The organism is Streptomyces diastatochromogenes (assembly GCF_002242805.1).
Classification (GTDB): Bacteria; Actinomycetota; Actinomycetes; order Streptomycetales; family Streptomycetaceae; genus Streptomyces; species Streptomyces diastatochromogenes.
The window spans coordinates 44243-61102 of record NZ_MCGQ01000027.1; the positions used below are offsets into that span (position 1 = coordinate 44243).

Sequence of the window (16860 nt, forward strand, 5' to 3'; positions counted from 1 at the left end):
GTAGCGGCAGATCCCGCCGCTACGTCGGGGCCGAGCGGCCGTCCCCGGTCCTGGGCGGGATGCAGGCCACTGTGCACCCCGGGATTAGGACATGTCCAAGACCAAAAAGACCCTCCGATGAGACGTCATCCGTCATAATCTCCGTCATCCGTCACAGTCGGCGGAGTGGGCAACACACGCTCCGCGACCCGCAGCACCGCCTGGAGAGCCGCCGAGGGATTGCCCGTGCGCCACCCGAGGGCGATCGGCAGCACCGGCACGTCGTCCCCGGTCAGCGGCCGGAACACCACATGCTCCAGGCGGATGGCGCGTGCCGACGCGACCACGACGGCGAGGCCCACCCCGGCGCCCACCAGAGCCAGCATGTTGTACGAGTCGGGGGCCTCCTGGACGATCCGCGGTGCGAACCCGGCCTCGTGGCAGGCCTGCACCATGGCTTCGCGCACCGCGGACCCGCGGGAGACGGGGAAGGTCACGAAGGGTTCGTGCGCCAGGTCGGCGAACGTGACGTCCGGGCGCTGCGCCAGCGGATGGCTGTCCGGCAGGGCGAGCACCAGCCGCTCCATCCGTACGACCCGGGTGCTGATCCCACGCCGCACCGGCAGGGCCACGAAACCGACGTCCAGTGAGCCGTCCGCGATCCGGCCGAGAGCCTCACCGGTGTACGTCTGTCCCTCCAGGACCAGCTCGATGCCGGGCAGTTCGGAGGTGACGGCCCGGGTGAGCAGGGGCAGCGCCGAGTAGCTGCTGGCGCCCGCGAAGCCGATCGTGACCCGGCCGACCTCGCCCAGATGGGCGGCCCGCACGGTACGGCGCACCGCGGACGCCTCGGCCAGCAGGTGCCTGGCCGGCTCCAGCAGCGCCTGCCCGGCGGCGGTGAGCCGCACGGAACGGGTGGTGCGCTCGAAGAGCTTGACCCCGAGGTCCCGTTCGAGCAGCCGGATCTGCTGGCTGAGCGGTGACTGGGCGATGTGCAGCCGCTCGGCGGCCCGCCCGAAGTGCAGTTCCTCGGCAACGGCGACGAATCCGGAAAGGTGACGTAGCTCCACCCCACAGACAATGCCAGGGGTCGGCGGGCGGGGTGACCGGCGGGCGGGCCGGGGCGCCGTACTGCCCGCCCGCCGATGTCCGTGATCAGTCGGTGACGCGGATGACGATCTTCCCGAAGGCCCCGCGGGCGAGGTGCTCGTAGGCCTGGTGGGCGTCCTCGAAGCCGTACACGGTGTCGATGACCGGTTCGATGCCCTGCTTCTCGATGAACTCGTTCATCTCCAGGAAGGCGCGCCGGTGGCCGACGGCGATGCCGCGGATCTGGACCTGGCTGAACAGCAGGGGCAGTACGTCCAGCGGGGCGACCTGCCCGCCGAGGAAGCCGATCAGGGAGATGTGTCCGGCGGCCCGGGTCGCGTGGACGGACTGGTTGATGCCGTCGCCGCCGACGACCTCGATGACCTGGTCGACGCCCTGGCCGTCGGTGAGTTCGCGGGCGCGCTCGGCCCAGTCGGGGGTGGTGCGGTAGTTGATCAGCTCCTGCGCGCCCATCTCGGCGACCCGCTGCAGCTTCTCGTCGCTGCTGGACGTGGCGATGACCCGCGCGCCCAGGGCGTTGGCGAGCTGCACGGCGAACAGCGAGACACCGCCGGTGCCCTGGACCAGGACGGTCTGGCCGGCCTCCAGCCTGCCGTACTCGACCAGCGCGAACCATGCGGTGAGGGCGGCGATGGGCAGGGTGGACGCCTGCTCGTCGGTGAGGTGGGCGGGGGTGGGTACCGCCGAGGACGCCTCCAGGATCATGTACTCGGCGAGGCCGCCGTTGAGGGGCAGGCCCAGGCAGTAGTCGGGCTCGTCACGGGCGGGCGCGCCGTCCAGCCAGTGCGAGTAGAGGTGCGACATCACACGGTCGCCCGGCTTGAACTCCGTGACCCCGGGGCCGACTTCGGCGACCACGCCGGCCGCGTCGCTCACCGGGATGAGGTTCTTGGGCATCTTGTCGGGGTCGTAGGCACCGTCGACGATCGCCTTGTCGCGGTAGTTGAGGGAGACGGCGGTGACCTTGACCAGGATCTCGCCCGGTCCGGGCTTCGGGGTGGGCGTCTCCTTCAGGACCAGGTTGTCGAGGCCGAAGTCCTCAAGCTGCCATGCACGCATCGGACAGGGTTCCTTTCGGTGGGGGGTGTGGAGGGGAACGGACTTGTGGTCTGTCAGCGGGTGGGGGTCGGGAAGTGCGGCAGGACGTCGTCCGCGAGTTCGTGCAGGACCTCCGCCACGGGGCGCTCGCCGGGGCGCAGGCTCAGGGACAGATGCGCGACGCCCAGCTCGCTCATGGCGTGGAGGTGTTCGACGAGGGCCTTGCGACCCGTGCGCAGGCCGAGACGGATCGGGCTGCGCGGGGCGTCGGGGTCCTCGGTGAGGTCCAGCAGCATGGGTGTCAAGTACGGCTTCGGCGTACCGAGCGCATGGGTGCGGGCACGCCAGCCGTCGAGATGCCGGGCCGCGGCCGCCAGGTCGCGCGGGTAGTTGAACCAGCCGTCGACGTGGGCGCCGAGCCAGTCGAGATCCTGCCCCGCGCGCCCTGCGACGACCACCGGCACGCTGCCTCCGGCCGGCTTGGGCAGGACGTCCAGCCGGCGCTCCGCCTTCAGCCCGAGGGCGGGCACCGTGATGCCGCTGCCTGGGGGCGGAGCGGCCCATGCCTGCCGGAGGATCGCCAGGTTGTCCCGGAAGGTGGCCGCGCGCTTGCCGAAGTCCTCGCCGAAGAGCGGGTATTCGATGGGGCGGTCCCCGCCCGCCAGGCCCAGCACGAAACGGCTGCCCGAGAGGTGGTCGACGGTCGCCGCCGCCTTCGCCACCAGCAGCGGTTCGCGCAGCGGGAGCACGACGGCCGCGGTGCCCAGCACGATGCGCCGCGTCACGGCCGCCAGGTACCCGAGGTGGGTGAAGGTCTCGAACACCGAGCCGGCGTCGCCGAACTCCACGGGGTCGTGCAGCGGCACGTCCCGTACCCACAGGGCGGCGAAGCCCAGCCGGTCGGCCAGCTGTGCCGTCTCCGCGTGCGCGGCCAGATCGGCGACCCCGAACGGGCGCCCGGCAGCGTGATCGCGTTGCAGCCGGGAGGGTCCCCAGTCGTTGTCGAGGGGCAGCTCGAGTCCGACGGTGAGGGTGCCCGCAGGGTTCAGAAGGTGATCCAGTGCAGTGCTCATGGTGGGTCCACGTACTGATCGGAGGCGGAGAGGGAGGAGCCGGTCAGCCGCAGAACCCCGGAATCCACGCATCGGGCGTCCGCCGCTGTGGATCCACTCAAACACATGTTTCGACGAGCGTCAAACTTTGACCGTCGTCGACATATACCCCGGAACGAGAAGCCGTCGATTATTCGACAGGGGTCGTACGATGGACGTGCCCCATTCAAGTCTCAAGGAGTCATCGTGGCCCGCCCCCGAACCTCTGCACGGACCGTCGAGCACCCCTCCATGGCGGAGGTCTCACTGCAACAGGTACTGGAGGCGCTGGCCGAACCCGTGCGGCGCACCGTGGTGTCCCAGCTGGCCACGGCCGGAGAGGACATCAGCTGCGGGACGTTCGACGTAGAGGTCTCGAGGTCGACCCTGACGCACCACTTCAACGTCCTGCGGGAGGCCGGGGTGATCCGGCAGTACTACGTGGGGACGACGAAGATGAACTCGCTGCGCACCGACGAGATGGAAGAGCGCTTCCCCGGCCTGCTGTCGGCACTGGTGACCGCCTCCGCCCTGGAAGCGGACGCACCCACGCACTGACACCCACCCCCGCACGCCACCCCTCGGGGCTCCGCCCTCGCAATTTCGATGACGGTCGTAATACCATGGCTGTCGAAATAGTGCTGCGTGAGCGAGAAGGGCGTCGGCTGTGGCCAAGGTGGTGCGGTTTCATGAACTGGGCGGGCCCGAGGTCCTGCGGTTGGAGGACCACAACCTCGGAGCCCCGGGCCCGGGTGAGGTCCTCCTGGACGTCGAGGCGATCGGCCTGAACAGGTCGGAGGCCAACTTCCGGCAGGACCGGTATCTCGACCGGGTCCGCGCCCTGCCCTCGGGGCTCGGTTACGAGGGCTCCGGGCGCGTCCGGGCCGTCGGCGAGGGCGTCACCGGCTTCGCGCCGGGCGACCCGGTCAGCGTCCTGCCCGTCTTCGCCCGGTCCCGCCACCACCTGTACGGCGAGCAGGCCGTCGTACCCGCCTCCGCGCTGGTGCACCGGCCGGCGCAGGTGGACGCGGTCACGGGCGCGGCCACCTGGATGGCGTTCCTGACCGCCTACGGGGCGCTCGTCGAGGTCCTCCGGCTCCGGCCCGGCGACCACATCGTGATCACCGCCGCGACCAGCAGCGTCGGGCTGGCCGCGATCCAGGTGGCGTTGCGCCTGGGTGCGGTCCCGATCGCCACCACGCACTCCCCCGCGAAGGAGGCGCGGCTGCGCGACGCGGGCGCCGCGCACGTCGTCGTCACCAGCCGCGACGACCTCGCCGACGCCGTGCTGAAGGCGACGGGCGGCCGGGGCGCCGAGGCGGTCTTCGACGCCGTCGCCGGGCCGGCCGTCGAGGATCTGGCGCGGGCCACCGCCCCCGACGGGGTCATCCTGATCCACGGTTCCCTGTCCGGCCGGCCCACCCCGATGCCCGGACTGGACCGGATGCACCCGGTCTTCGTCCGCCCCTACACCCTCTTCGAGTTCACCGGCGACACCGCGCGCCTGGACCGGGCCCGGCACTTCATCACCACCGGCCTGGTCTCCGGTGCCTTCACCCCGGTCATCGACCGCATCTTCGACCTCGCCGACATCGTCCAGGCCCACCAGTACCTCGAAGCGGGCGCCCAGGTCGGCAAGGTCGTCGTCATCGTCACGCGCGAGGAGAGCGCCTCATGAAGTTCGGCTTCATCATGTTCCCCACTCAACAGGCCATTCCGCCGGGGGACTTCGGCGTGCTCCTGGAGGACCGCGGCTTCGAGTCGCTGTTCATGCCCGACCACACCCACATCCCGGCCGTCACCCCCGAGCGCTACGACGTCCTGAACCTCGCGCCGGAGTTCAAGAACGGCATGGACGCGTTCGTCGCCCTGGGCGCCATCGCGCAGGCCACCACGACCCTCCAGATCGGCACGGCCGTGCTGCTGGTCACCGAGCGGGACCCGATCGTGACGGCGAAGGAGGTCGCCTCGGTCGATGTGCTGTCGGGCGGCCGGATGCACTTCGGTGTCGGCCCGGGCTGGATCAACCAGGAGATGCGCAACCACGGCACCAACCCGGACGACCGCTGGCGCGTCATGCGCGAGCGCGTCGAGGCCATGCGGCAGATCTGGACCCATGACATCGCCTCCTACCACGGCGACTTCGTGAACTTCGACCACGTCACCTCCTGGCCGAAGCCCGTCCGGAAGCCCCACCCGCCCATCCTGGTGGCCGGCAACGGACCCAACGTAGCCAAGCGCGTCATCGCGTACGGCGACGAGTGGATCCCCATGCTCCGCCCCGGCGTCCTCGACGACATCGCCGAGTTCAAGAAGACCGCCCGCAGACCCGGCAGCGACGAGCCCCTTCCCGTCACCCTCTTCGGCGGCGAGCTGGAGGACGTCGACGCCTACGCGGCCGCGGGAGTGGACCGTGTGCTGTTCTGGGTACGTCCCCAGGACACCGCGCGGATGACCAGAACCGTCGACCAGATCGCCCTCCACCTCGGCGGTCGCCTGGGTTGAGGCTCGTACACGCCCTGGGCGATGGCGCTGCCGTCGCCGGAATCGGCAGCCGCCTCGGCAGTTATTGCAGATTGCAAGCACTGTTAGGCTGCGGCGCATGCAACCCCGTTGGCTCTCCGCCCAGGAACTGCGGGCCTGGCGCGCCTACCGTGGCCTGAGCCTGGTCCTCGAGGACACCCTCGACCAGCAGCTGCGGCACGAGTCGGGGCTGAGCCACCTGAACTACTCGGTGCTGGTGTTCCTCTCCGAGGCGCCGGAGCGGCGGCTGCGCATGACCGACCTCGCCGAACAGCTGAAGATCGCCCGCACCCGGCTCTCCTACACCATCGGTCGCATGGAGGAGGACGGCTGGGTCCGCCGGGAGGACTCCCCGGGCGACAAGCGGGGCCAGCTGGCGGTGTTGACCTACGCAGGCATGGCGGCCCTGGAAGACGCCGCCCCCGGACACGTCGCCATCGTCCGCGCGGCCGTCTTCGACCGCCTCACCCCCGAACAGGCCCAGGCGTTCGGCGAGGCCTGCGAGATCATCCTGGCCGGCCTCACCGGCCCGGAGCGGCCGGCCCTTCCGGCGGATCTTCCCTGGCGCCGGTAGCCACAGCGCTGATCACGCCGTCCGCGCTCCCCATGTCACAGCCTGCCGGGCTGTCTCGTCCCAGGTCTCGGAGACAGGCTCCGGCAGGGGAAAGGTGAGGGTCATGCGGGTGTTCGTTGCGGGCGGGTCCGGGGTTCTGGGACAGCGGCTGGTGCCGCAGCTGGTGGCACGGGGGCATCAGGTGACGGCCACGACGACGAACAGGGCCAAGCTGGGCCTGATCGAGCGGCTCGGCGCGGACGGCGTCGTGATGGACGGCCTGGATGCGGCATCGGTCGGTGAAGCCGTGGCCAACGCCCGGCCGGACGTGATCGTGCACCAGATGACCGGGATCAGTCTCGCTCACGCCGGCAAGCCCGACCTCAAGCACTTCGACCGGTGGGCCGTCCCCACCATCCGGCTGCGCACCGAGGGAACGGACCACCTGCTGGCCGCGGCCGAGGCGACCGGCGTGCCGCACTTCGTCGCACAGGGCTACGCCAACTGGAACGGCATCCGCGAGGGCGGCTGGGTGAAGACCGAGGAGGACCCGCTGGACCTGCACGAGGGAACCCCTGCGTACCCGGCGATGGCGGCGGTCCACCACGTCGAGGACGCGGTCGGCAAGGCCGGCGGCGCGGTGCTGCGCTACGGCGGGTTCTACGGGCCGGGCGCCACCGACGACCAGCTCGTGCTCGTGCGCAAGCGGCAGTTCCCGCTGGTCGGGGACGGCACCGGCTACGCCTCGTGGGTACATCTCGACGACGCTGCGAGCGCCACCGTCCTGGCCGTGGAGCAGCAGGCGAGGGGGGTGTTCAACATCGTCGACGACGAACCGGCCCCGGAGAGCGAGTGGTTGCCCCATCTCGCGGCCTGCGCGGGGGCGAAGCGGCCGATGCGGGTCCCCAAGTGGCTGGCCCGGCTGCTGGCCGGGGACGTGGTGGTGACGATGATGACCGAGGGGCGCGGCTTCTCCAATGCCAAGGCCAAGCGGGAACTCGGCTGGCAGCTGCGCTATCCGTCGTGGCGGCAGGGATTCAAGGAGGGGCTGGCGTGAGCCGGGTCGAGGAGTTCGAACAGCTGCGGCCGCTGCTGTTCTCGATCGCCTACCGGATCCTGGGCAGCGTGAGCGAGGCCGAGGACGCGGTCCAGGAGACCTGGCTGCGCTACGAGGCCTCCCCCGTGCAACCGACGTCGGCCAAGGCCTATCTCTCGGCCGTGGTGAGCCGGATCTCGATCGACGTGCTGCGCTCGGCCCGGGTCAGGCGCGAGGAGTACGTCGGCCCGTGGTTCCCCGAACCGCTGCTGGCCGACCCCTACCAGGACCCCGAGCGCTCGGCGGAGCTGGCCGACTCCCTGTCGATGGCCGCCCTGTTGCTGCTCGAACGGCTCACCCCGCTGGAACGCGCGGTGTTCGTCCTGCGGGAGGTGTTCGCCTTCGGCTTCCCGGAGATCGCCTCGGCGGTGGGTAGATCGGAGGCGGCGTGCCGTCAGCTCGCGGTACGGGCGCGGCGCCACATGGACGCGGGCCGGCCCCGCTTCGAGGCCGACCGGCAGGAGCGCGAGGAACTCGCCGAGCGATTCTTCGACGCCTTCCGGGAAGGGGACGTCGACGCGCTGCAGAAGCTGCTGGCCGCCGACGTGTCGATGGTCGGCGACAGCGGCGGCAAGGCACCGCAGTGGGGTCGGGGCATCTTCGGCGCCGGGAACGTGACCCGGCTGCTCGCCTGGATCTTCCCCGCACTCGTCCGGATCGGCGTGACGTTCGAGCCGCACGAGGTGAACGGCCGGCCGGGTGCGGTCTTCCGCGACCGGGACGGCAGGATCCTCAACACCTGGACGCTCGACGTACTCGACGGACAGATCCAGACGATCCGCTCGGTGGTCAACCCCGACAAGCTCGGGCACATGGGCCCGGTGGCGGACGCCTGGGCGCTCGCCCGCGAGGCGAACCGGGCCCGCCGGTCCACGGACTGACACGGATCTCGACGGCCTCCCCGGTGTCCGGCCCGCTCAGCGGGTCGGCTCGTAGGTGAGCTGCTTGATCTGGCGCAGGCTGAGGACGGTCTCGACGCTCTGGACTCCGGCGAGTGCGCCGATCTTCTCGCTCAGGTACCGGTACAGCTCACCGGTGTCGGAGCTGAGAACGGAGGCGACGACGTTGGCCTGTCCCGTGATGGCCGCGGCGAAGCGGACCTCGCGGTGTTCCGCGAGCGCCCGTCCGACCTCGGCGAGGGCCGAGGGCGCCACGGTGAGCCACAGCATCGCTCCGACGCCCTGGCCCAGCGGCGCGGTGTCGTGCTGAACGTCGAAGTAGAGCACGCCCGAAGAGCGCAGGCGTTCGATGCGTCTCTTGACCGCCGACTCCGACTGACCGGTGGCGGACTGGAGTTCGCTGAAGGTGGCCCGCCCGTCGCGGCCGAGCAGGGCCAGCAGCGCCTCGTCGTCCGCGTCGAGGGTGACGGTCCCGGAGCGGGGTTCGGCCCGGGGCGGGCGCAGCGCTGCCACCTGCTCGGGGTCGAGCGCCTGGATCTTGTCGAGCCAGGCGAGCGGTCCCCCGTAGAAGATGTGCAGCAGGCAGTGGGCGCTGACGGAGGTGACGCGGGGTGTGCGCCGCAGACGGTCGAAGAGGAGTTCGTCGCGGTCCTTCTCGCTGCGGGGCTTCATCGCGCACATGACCTCGGTGCCGCCGGCGATGAGGTCGACGTACCGGGTGTCGGAGCGGCGGGCCAGAGCGATCGCGAGCTGCTCGGCCACGTCGGGGGTGCAGCCCAGCCGGACGATCCAGGCGGTACGGCCGAGCCTGGCCTCGTCGACCACCCCGAGCACCCGCAGCCCGGCGGTGGTGCGCAGCCGTCGGAAGCGCCGTGCGACGGTCTGGTCGGACACTCCCAGGACGTCCCCGATACGGCTGAACGCGGCCCGTCCGTCGAGTTGCAGGGCCTGGAGCAGCTTGAGGTCCAGTGAGTCGAGGGGCTGAACATCCAAGGCGGCCCTCCTTGTTCTGGGCGGAAAACGGTCCATGGGCGGCGCTGCGGGACCCTGCGCGGGTCGGCTGCTGCCGTGCGGGCGGGGCCCGGGACCATTGCACCGGTCCCGGGCCCCGCCGAGGGCGCCGTACCCGTCCCCACGGACGGCGCCTGTACCTGGTCGGCGTACTGCCCCTGCGTCACGCTCGACCGGGCACGTGTGATGTCACCTCTCCGCGGCGTTGCCCGCCAGGGAGGTCGCTCCCCCGTGTCGCGGCGCGGGCACCTCCTGACGGGGGCCGGCGCCCGCGGGCGGTGCCGTGTGCCGGGGGCGGCGCAGCATGAGTGCTCCGAGGGCGGCGGCGAGCAGGGTCAGTACGGCGGAGACGATCAGGCAGAGATGCAGTCCGTCCAGGAAGGCCTCGGACAGTGCCCCCAGTACGCGGGGCGTGTCCGCACCGAGGTCGACCCCGGCGACGGCCCCGATTCCGCCGTGCTCGGCGACCGTCCGGACCTGCTCGACCGTCCGCCCGGTCAGTCCGGCGTCGGTGAGGTGGCCGGGCAGGGCGTCGACGGCCTTGGTGGACAGCAGGGCGCCCAGGACGGCCGGGCCGAGCGCGGCGCCGACCTGGCGGAAGGCGTTGTTGCCGGCGGCGGCCATGCTCGCCTGGTGGAACGGAACGGCGCTCACCGCTGTGGCGGTCATCGGCGTGATGACGAAGGCCAGACCGAGTCCGAGCAGGGCCAGCCGCCAGGCCATCGAGCCGAACGAGGTGTGCGCACCGAGGTCGGTGAGGGTGAGCAGGGCGGCCGTGGTGACCAGCAGGCCGCCCGGTATGAGGACGCGCGGCGAGACGCGGTGGACGAGCCGGCCGACGGGGGCGCCGAGCAGGAGCGGGACACTGGTCACCATCAGCAGGCGCCAGGCGGCGTCCAGGGTGGACAGCCGCTGGACCATGCCGAAGTAGAGGCTGAGGGCGAAGAAGAACCCGATCAGGCCCAGGAAGCTGATCATGGCGATCAGCGTGGTGGCGGTGAAGGCCGGGCTGCGGAACAGCGTCAGGTCCAGCATCGGGCTGGAGCTGCGGCGTTCGACCAGGACGAACCCGACGGCGGCCACGGCTGCGGTGGACAGCGCCACCATGACCTTGACGTCGGTGAAGGACTCGGCTCCGCCCTCGATGATCCCGTAGACGAGTGCCGTGATCGCCGGCGCGGCGGTGATCTGGCCGGGCCAGTCCAGCCGACGGGTGCCCGGGGCCCGGGAGTCGGTCAGGAGCTTCGCGGCGAAGGCCATGGCGAGCAGCGAGGCGGGGAGGGCGAGGAGGTAGATCCAGCGCCAGGCGAAGTGGTCGAGGACGGTGCCCGCGATGACCGGGCCCAGGGCCAGGGCGGCGGTGAGGGACGTGGCCCACAGACCGATGAACCTGCCGCGCTCGCGCGGGTCCGGGACGGCGTGGCTGATCAGGGCGAGGGTGGTGGGAAGCAGCGCGGCCGACCCCAGTCCGGCCAGCGCCTGGCCGGCCCAGACGGCCTGGACGGACTGGGCGCACAGGGCGACGAGGGCGCCCAGGCTGCTGAGGGCGAGGCCCGCCTGGTAGACCTTCTTGCGGCCGTGGACGTCGCCGAAGACGCCGGCGGTCAGGATGAGGGCGGCCATGGGCAGGACGAACGCGTCGGAGACCCAGGACAGCTGGGAGGTCGAGGCGTGGAGCGCCCGCTGGATGGCGGGCAGGCTCGCCGAGACGGTGGTCACCGGCAGGTAGGCGACGAACACGCCGACGCAGGCCATGACGAGCGTGGCGGCCCGCCGTTCCTGTGGCGCGGTCCCCATGGTCGTGGCATTCACGGAAGTACTCCCTTGCGGCGCCGAAGGCGCTGGGCACTGGGGTTGGCTGACTCCGGACACCCTCCGTGCCGCCACCGGCCGAAGCCAGCCACCACCTGCCGGACCCCGGACATCCGACATCGGAGCCCGGTGTTCCGGGGATTTCCGACGAGCGCTGCCGACGGGAAAAGCCGAGGAAGACCGGCCGGAAGCCGCGATGTGCGGAACCCGAAGCCACCATCTGCGGAACCCGCGGCCTTCGGGACCCCTCTAGAGGGGTGACGCCGCGCGCAGTGCCCGGGTCCTCGGCCGTCCCGCCGGAGGCGGGCGGAGGGGAAGGACGGAACGTGCGGAACCGGGAGACGGCGCGGGCCGTGCCCAGGGACGGAACGCGCATCGGCCGGATCGGGCGCTCTCCGGTGCGCTGGCACAACGCGCTGCTGACCCTGTGGACGGCCGTCTGGTTCGTCGTGGCCGAGCGTCATGGGGCCGTGTCCTGGCACTATCTGAGGACCGGCCAGGAACTGCTCTTCCGGCAGATCCCCGGCGGTGGCCTCGCGCTCTACGCCAACCACCCCGAGCTGCAGATCGGCCCGGTCAGCTTCCTGGTCGCCGCGCTGTTCGAACCGTTCCCCGTCGAGGTGGGCGAGAAGCTCGCCGATGCCTTCATGTCGGGTCTTGGCCTGTACATCCTGGTGCTGGTCGGCCGCGCCGCCGCCGACCACTACCGGGGCACCGGGCTCAACCACAAGCGTCTCCAGCAGCGTGTGCTGATCGCCGGGGCGGCCTTCATCCCCATGTGGGTGGAGGTCGCGGTGCGGTTCGCGCATCTCGACGACGTCCTGGCGCTGTTCTTCACCACGCTGGCCGTGCGGGCGCTGGTCCGTGGCAAGGCGACCTCGGTCGGTGTCCTGCTGGCGCTGGCGGTCGACTCCAAACCCTGGGCGGTCGGCTTCCTGCCCCTCCTCCTGGCACTGCCACGCCCCGCGCGGCTGCGCTCCGCCGCCTGGGCGTTCGGCCTGGTGGCCGCGGCCTGGCTGCCCTTCTATCTCACCCACATGGAGACCCTGGCCGCGGCCCGCTTCACCATTCCCAACCAGCCGGCGTCGTCCCTGCGCTGGTTCGGGGTGCACGACGCCGCCACCCCCTGGTGGGACCGTCCGGCCCAGATGACCCTGGGCATCGCCCTCGGCGCACTGGCCGTCCGCCGCCACCGCTGGCCGGCGGTCGTGCTGCTCGCCGCCGACGCCCGTATCGTCCTGGACCCGAGCGTGTACACGTACTACAACGCCTCGGTCCTCCTCGGAACCCTGATCTGGGACTCGATCGGCCAGCGCCGTCTGGTCCCCTGGGTCAGCTGGATCGCCCTCCTCTCCCTCTACGGCAGCGCCCTGCTGGTCCCCTCCGATTCCGCGCAGGGCTTCATCCGCCTCGCCTTCGCGCTGGGCTCCGCCGCGTACGTCCTGTGGTGGCCCCAGCGCACACCGCGCGCCAGGCGCGGGGGCCGGCGGCCGCAGAATCCACCGCCGGGGCCGTCCGAGGGGGACGCCGTGGGAGTGCCTCACCAGAGGTCGTCGCCCTGGGGGAGCAACGCGACGGGCGGAGCGAAACACCCCTTCTGAAGACAACTCGGGGTGATGGTGCGATTACCCTTTGCACCCATGAGGGCTTGCCCGGGTCACCCCAGCTGCCGCTCGGTGTCGCGCACCGTGGCGGCCGTCGCGGTGCTCCTGGCCGCTCTCATGCACCTGCTGGCCTGCGCCCACGGACCGGAGTCGCGGGCCTCGGCCCGATCGGACGCCGTACCGACCGTCCGCGTCGCCTTCGCCCAGCCCGGCGCCTTCTCGCCGGCCCCGGCCTGCCGGCCGTCGGACCAGGACCCGGGCCACGACCACGAACCGCACTGCTGCGGCGGAGACGAACCGACGATCCAGGCACCGCGGGGAGTGGCCCGGTCCCTGCCGACGGTTCAGGAGGCGCTGCCGGTCATCGTGCCCGCCTCCGGTTCGGGACAGGTGCCGCCGTCGGCGCAGCCACCGGCTGCCGGGACGGCCGACTTCTCCGTGGGACCCTCACCGGCTCGCCTGGGCGTGTGGCGGACCTGATCGTCGCTCGGCCGCGCCCGACTCCCCCGCTTCCGCCGGGCGCGGCAGCCGATCACCGCCGTATCCCTACCCACGGCCGGTAGCCGTGCGCGGCCCGGCCGCAGGAGAAGCACGCCATGAACGACCCCACCAGCACGCTCTCCGGACTCGTCGGAGACACCCCGGTCCTGTGGATCGGCGAACCCTTCACCGCCGCGGGACGCGGTTTCTGGGCCAAGCTCGAAGGACACAACCCCGGCGGCATCAAGGACCGCACCGCCCTGTACATGGTGCACGCGGCCCGCGGACGCGGAGAGCTGCGGCCCGGCGCGCGGATCGTGGAGTCCACCTCCGGCACCCTCGGCCTCGGTCTGGCCCTGGCCGGCGCCACCTTCGGACACCCCGTCACGGTCGTCTCCGACACCGGCATGGAGCCCCTGATGACCGGCCTCCTCACCGCCCACGGCGCCGAGGTCGAGGTGGTCGAGGCCCCGCACCCCACCGGCGGCTGGCAGCAGGCCCGGCGGCACCGCGTCGCCGAACTCCTGGCCGCACACCCCGGCGCGTGGTGCCCGGACCAGTACAACAACCCCGACAACGTGGCCGCCTACGCGCCGCTCGCCCGTGAACTGGCCGCCCAACTGGGCCGTGTCGACACGCTCGTGGTCTCCGTCGGCACCGGCGGGCACTCGGCCGGCATCGCCTCCGAGCTGCGCCGCCACTGCCCCGGGCTGCGTGTCGTCGGGGTGGACGCGACCGGTTCGACGATCTTCGGGCAGCCCGCCGCGCCGCGCCTGATGCGCGGACTGGGCAGCAGCATCCACCCGCGCAACGTCGCCTACGGCCTCTTCGACGAGGTCCACTGGGTCGCCGCCCCGGAAGCGGTCTGGGCGGCCCGCCGCCTGGCCCGCGACCACTACGCGACCGGCGGTTGGAGCGTCGGTGCCGTCGCCCTCGTCGCGCGCTGGCTGGCCCGCACCCGGCCGGCCGGCGAGCGGATCGTCGCGGTCTTCCCCGACGGCCCGCAGCGGTACGTCGGCACGGTCTACGACGACACCTACTGCCGCGCGCACGACCTGCTCGGCCGACCGCCCGCCGACGACCCCGACGAGATCGCCGACCCCGGCGTACGGGCCGTCACCCGCTGGACCCGCTGCACCCGTGTCGTCGACCCGCTCGCCAGCGGCGACACCCCGAGGCCGACCGGGGTCGCCCGATGAAGCGGCTGTGGCAGCAGATCCGTTCCTTTCCGCCCGCCGTACGGGTGTTGATGGCCAACCAGTTCGGCATCAACCTCGCCTTCTACATGCTCATGCCCTACCTGGCCGCCCATCTCTCCGGCGAACTCGGCCTGGCCGCCTGGGCGGTGGGTCTCGTGCTCGGCGTGCGCAACTTCTCCCAGCAGGGCATGTTCCTGATCGGCGGCACCATCGCCGACCGCTTCGGCTACAAGGCGCCGATCATGGCCGGGTGTCTCCTGCGCACCCTGGGTTTCGCCCTGCTCGGCTGGGTCGACAGCCTGCCCGCCCTGGTCGCCGCCTCCGCGGCCACCGGTTTCGCCGGCGCCCTGTTCAATCCGGCCGTGCGTGCCTGTCTCGCCGTCGAGGCGGGCGACCGCCGCGTCGACGCCTTCGCGACGTTCAACGTCTACTACCAGGCGGGCATGCTGCTCGGCCCGGTCGTCGGACTCGTCCTGCTGGCGGCCGACTTCCGCTTCGTGTGCGTGGTGGCCGCCGCCGTGTTCTGCGCGCTCACGCTGCTCCAGTGGAGGGCCCTGCCGGCCCGGCACGTCGAGCCGGGCGGCGCCGGGCGGGACCGCGTTCTGACGCAGTGGCGGACGGTCGTCGCCAACCGGCCCTTCCTGCTCTTCGCCACGGCGATGATCGGCTCGAACGTGCTGACCTTCCAGATCTACCTGGCCCTTCCGCTCACCGCGGCCCACGCTCTCGGCGCACGCGGTACGACGGTGACCAGCGGGCTCTTCGTGGTCTCGGCCGCGGTGGCCGTCGCGGGACAGCTCCGTCTGACCAGTTGGGCGAAGGCGCGGTGGGAGCCCGCCGAGGCGCTGGTGCGGGGGCTGGTCGCGATGGGGCTGGCCTTCCTTCCCCTGGCGCTCACCCCGCAGGGCTCGCCGGTCGGGGTGCCGGCCGCGCTGTTCGTGGCCGTGGTGCTGCTCTCGGCGGGAGCGGCGGTGACCTATCCGTTCGAGATGGACACGGTCGTCGCCCTCTCCGGAGGCCGTCTGGTCGCCACGCACTACGGCCTCTACAGCACCGTCTCCGGCCTGGGCATCACCCTCGGCAACCTCGTCACCGGAGCCCTGCTGGACTTCGCCACCCGGCACGACGCGTTCTGGCTCACCTGGGCGGCCCTGACCGGTACCGGATTCGTCTGCGCCGCCGCCGTCAGCGGCCTCGCCCGCGCCGGACACCTGGCGCGACGGCTGCCGCAGCCCCTCCCGGCACAGCATGCGTGACACCGCACCCGCAGGCAGACTCGACCCGAGACAGGCCGCCGCCACGAAGGGTACGCACATGGATGCGATCGGCCACGCGCTGGCCATTGCCGGCTCGATGACCTGGGCGATCACCTGGGCGCTGATCCTGGGCTTCGCCCTGTCCGCCGTCGTGCAGGCGGTGGTGCGCCGGTCCACGGTCGTACGCCTGCTCGGGGACGACCGGCCGCGTACGCTCGCCCGGGCCGCGGGGCTCGGCACGGCTTCGTCCTCCTGTTCGTACGCGGCCGTCGCGCTCGCCCGCTCGCTGTTCAGCAAGGGCGCGAACTTCACCGCGGCGATGGCGTTCGAGATCGCCTCGACCAACCTGGTGGTGGAACTGGGCGTGATCCTGGCGCTGCTGATGGGCTGGCAGTTCACCGCCGCGGAGTTCGTCGGCGGCCCGGTGATGATCGTCGTACTCGCCGTCCTCTTCCGCGTCCTGCTGCGTGAGCGCCTGCTCCACGAGGCACGGGAGCAGGCCGACCGCGGGCTGGCGGGGTCCATGGAGGGACATGCGGCGATGGACATGTCCGTGCGGGGCGAGGGCGGCTTCGCCCGGCGCCTGTTCTCCCGCGAAGGGTTCACCTCCGTCTCGCACATCTTCGTCATGGAGTGGGCGGCGATTCTGCGTGACCTGGTGGCGGGCCTGCTCATCGCCGGGGCGATCGCCGCCTGGGTGCCGGACGCGTTCTGGCACACGTTCTTCCTCGCCGACGATCCGGCCGTGGCGAAGGCGATCGGGCCGCTCGTCGGCCCGCTGGTGGCGATCGCGGCGTTCGTCTGCTCGATCGGGAACGTGCCGCTGGCCGTGGTGCTGTGGAAGGGCGGCATCAGCTTCGGCGGCGTGATCGCCTTCATCTACGCGGACCTGGTGATCCTGCCGATCCTGAACATCTACCGGAAGTACTACGGAGCGCGGACGGCCGTCTTCCTCTTCGCCACGTTCTACGCGGCGATGGCGGTCGCCGGGTACACCGTGGAGTTCGCCTTCGGCGGGCTCGGCCTCATCCCCGACCAGGCCGATGCGAGGATCCCGGAGGAAGGCGTCAGCTGGGACTACACGACCTGGCTGAACATCGCGTTCCTGCTGCTCGCGGCAGTCCTCGTCGTACGTTTCCTGCGCACCGGCGGACCCGCGATGCTCCGGATGATGGGCGGCTCCCCGGGTCACGCGGAAGTCGCGTGACC

16 protein-coding genes are annotated in these 16860 nt (G+C 71.7%); 11 read left to right on the forward strand and 5 right to left on the reverse strand.

From position 1 onward, the window contains the following. Positions 1 to 125: 125 nt before the first annotated feature. The 3 genes from BEK98_RS29275 to BEK98_RS29285 all read right to left on the reverse strand — a co-directional run bounded on the left by BEK98_RS29275 (position 126) and on the right by BEK98_RS29285 (position 3200). Positions 126 to 1049, reverse strand: a complete 924-nt coding sequence (locus BEK98_RS29275; RefSeq protein ID WP_094219698.1) for a LysR family transcriptional regulator — start codon at positions 1047 to 1049, stop codon at positions 126 to 128. Positions 1050 to 1134: 85 nt separating this feature from the next. Then, entirely contained in the window at positions 1135 to 2148 is a 1014-nt protein-coding gene (locus BEK98_RS29280; protein ID WP_094219699.1) for a zinc-dependent alcohol dehydrogenase family protein, read from the reverse strand. 53 nt (positions 2149 to 2201) lie between these two features. Further along, positions 2202 to 3200, reverse strand: a complete 999-nt coding sequence (locus tag BEK98_RS29285) for a TIGR03571 family LLM class oxidoreductase (RefSeq protein WP_094219700.1) — start codon at positions 3198 to 3200, stop codon at positions 2202 to 2204. Between the two features lie 270 nt (positions 3201 to 3470). Here BEK98_RS29285 and BEK98_RS29290 point away from each other — a divergent pair, with 270 nt between their 5' ends. The 6 genes from BEK98_RS29290 to BEK98_RS29315 all read left to right on the forward strand — a co-directional run bounded on the left by BEK98_RS29290 (position 3471) and on the right by BEK98_RS29315 (position 8271). Beyond that, positions 3471 to 3776: an ArsR/SmtB family transcription factor gene (locus BEK98_RS29290; RefSeq protein WP_094219701.1), complete on the forward strand. Its 306-nt coding sequence runs from the start codon at positions 3471 to 3473 to the stop codon at positions 3774 to 3776. A 109-nt stretch (positions 3777 to 3885) separates the two neighbouring features. Continuing rightward, positions 3886 to 4896, forward strand: coding sequence for a zinc-dependent alcohol dehydrogenase family protein (locus BEK98_RS29295; RefSeq protein ID WP_094219702.1), 1011 nt, complete (start codon positions 3886 to 3888; stop codon positions 4894 to 4896). Further along, positions 4893 to 5723 carry an LLM class F420-dependent oxidoreductase gene (locus BEK98_RS29300; protein ID WP_094219703.1) on the forward strand — a complete coding sequence of 277 codons (831 nt, stop codon included), beginning with the start codon at positions 4893 to 4895 and terminating at the stop codon, positions 5721 to 5723. The genes BEK98_RS29295 and BEK98_RS29300 overlap by 4 nt, the downstream gene beginning before the upstream one ends. A 97-nt stretch (positions 5724 to 5820) precedes the next feature. Continuing rightward, positions 5821 to 6315, forward strand: a complete 495-nt coding sequence (locus BEK98_RS29305; RefSeq protein WP_094219704.1) for a MarR family winged helix-turn-helix transcriptional regulator — start codon at positions 5821 to 5823, stop codon at positions 6313 to 6315. Between the two features lie 103 nt (positions 6316 to 6418). Continuing rightward, positions 6419 to 7351 carry an NAD-dependent epimerase/dehydratase family protein gene (locus BEK98_RS29310; RefSeq protein ID WP_094219705.1) on the forward strand — a complete coding sequence of 311 codons (933 nt, stop codon included), beginning with the start codon at positions 6419 to 6421 and terminating at the stop codon, positions 7349 to 7351. Continuing rightward, positions 7348 to 8271: an RNA polymerase sigma-70 factor gene (locus BEK98_RS29315; RefSeq protein WP_094219706.1), complete on the forward strand. Its 924-nt coding sequence runs from the start codon at positions 7348 to 7350 to the stop codon at positions 8269 to 8271. Before BEK98_RS29310 ends, BEK98_RS29315 begins: the two co-directional genes overlap by 4 nt. Positions 8272 to 8307: 36 nt before the next feature. Here the strand turns inward: BEK98_RS29315 and BEK98_RS29320 are convergent, their stop codons facing one another. Both BEK98_RS29320 and BEK98_RS29325 read right to left on the reverse strand, forming a co-directional pair. Next, the gene (locus BEK98_RS29320; RefSeq protein WP_167444283.1) at positions 8308 to 9282 is read right to left on the reverse strand and encodes an Lrp/AsnC family transcriptional regulator; all 975 of its coding nucleotides are present in this window, start codon (positions 9280 to 9282) and stop codon (positions 8308 to 8310) included. A gap of 207 nt (positions 9283 to 9489) precedes the next feature. After that, a complete protein-coding gene (locus BEK98_RS29325) occupies positions 9490 to 11097 on the reverse strand; it encodes an MFS transporter (RefSeq protein WP_094219708.1) in 1608 nt (535 codons plus the stop codon). Positions 11098 to 11438: 341 nt separating this feature from the next. On the opposite strand from BEK98_RS29325, the gene BEK98_RS29330 reads away from it, so the two are divergent. The 5 genes from BEK98_RS29330 to BEK98_RS29350 all read left to right on the forward strand — a co-directional run bounded on the left by BEK98_RS29330 (position 11439) and on the right by BEK98_RS29350 (position 16858). Then, positions 11439 to 12713, forward strand: coding sequence for a hypothetical protein (locus BEK98_RS29330; protein ID WP_094219709.1), 1275 nt, complete (start codon positions 11439 to 11441; stop codon positions 12711 to 12713). A 39-nt stretch (positions 12714 to 12752) separates the two neighbouring features. Continuing rightward, positions 12753 to 13196 (forward strand): hypothetical protein, encoded by a 444-nt coding sequence (locus BEK98_RS29335; protein ID WP_143684171.1) that lies wholly within the window; start codon positions 12753 to 12755, stop codon positions 13194 to 13196. A 116-nt stretch (positions 13197 to 13312) separates the two neighbouring features. Further along, positions 13313 to 14395, forward strand: a complete 1083-nt coding sequence (locus BEK98_RS29340) for a PLP-dependent cysteine synthase family protein (protein ID WP_094219711.1) — start codon at positions 13313 to 13315, stop codon at positions 14393 to 14395. Further along, positions 14392 to 15651, forward strand: a complete 1260-nt coding sequence (locus BEK98_RS29345) for an MFS transporter (RefSeq protein ID WP_094219712.1) — start codon at positions 14392 to 14394, stop codon at positions 15649 to 15651. The genes BEK98_RS29340 and BEK98_RS29345 overlap by 4 nt, the downstream gene beginning before the upstream one ends. 58 nt (positions 15652 to 15709) lie before the next feature. Further along, on the forward strand, positions 15710 to 16858 hold the full coding sequence (locus tag BEK98_RS29350; RefSeq protein ID WP_094219713.1) for a permease: 1149 nt from the start codon (positions 15710 to 15712) through the stop codon (positions 16856 to 16858). The last annotated feature ends 2 nt before the right edge of the window (positions 16859 to 16860 follow it).

What these genes read in the sequence shown, in the direction of transcription:
- BEK98_RS29345 (WP_094219712.1), top strand. Translation starts at nt 14,392, where the DNA reads ATGAAGCGGCTGTGGCAGCAGATCCGTTCCTTTCCGCCCGCCGTACGG.
- BEK98_RS29310 (WP_094219705.1), top strand. Translation starts at nt 6,419, where the DNA reads ATGCGGGTGTTCGTTGCGGGCGGGTCCGGGGTTCTGGGACAGCGGCTG.
- BEK98_RS29285 (WP_094219700.1), bottom strand. Translation starts at nt 3,200, where the DNA reads ATGAGCACTGCACTGGATCACCTTCTGAACCCTGCGGGCACCCTCACC.
- BEK98_RS29290 (WP_094219701.1), top strand. Translation starts at nt 3,471, where the DNA reads ATGGCGGAGGTCTCACTGCAACAGGTACTGGAGGCGCTGGCCGAACCC.
- BEK98_RS29305 (WP_094219704.1), top strand. Translation starts at nt 5,821, where the DNA reads ATGCAACCCCGTTGGCTCTCCGCCCAGGAACTGCGGGCCTGGCGCGCC.
- BEK98_RS29350 (WP_094219713.1), top strand. Translation starts at nt 15,710, where the DNA reads ATGGATGCGATCGGCCACGCGCTGGCCATTGCCGGCTCGATGACCTGG.
- BEK98_RS29340 (WP_094219711.1), top strand. Translation starts at nt 13,313, where the DNA reads ATGAACGACCCCACCAGCACGCTCTCCGGACTCGTCGGAGACACCCCG.
- BEK98_RS29325 (WP_094219708.1), bottom strand. Translation starts at nt 11,097, where the DNA reads ATGGGGACCGCGCCACAGGAACGGCGGGCCGCCACGCTCGTCATGGCC.
- BEK98_RS29335 (WP_143684171.1), top strand. Translation starts at nt 12,753, where the DNA reads ATGAGGGCTTGCCCGGGTCACCCCAGCTGCCGCTCGGTGTCGCGCACC.
- BEK98_RS29280 (WP_094219699.1), bottom strand. Translation starts at nt 2,148, where the DNA reads ATGCGTGCATGGCAGCTTGAGGACTTCGGCCTCGACAACCTGGTCCTG.
- BEK98_RS29300 (WP_094219703.1), top strand. Translation starts at nt 4,893, where the DNA reads ATGAAGTTCGGCTTCATCATGTTCCCCACTCAACAGGCCATTCCGCCG.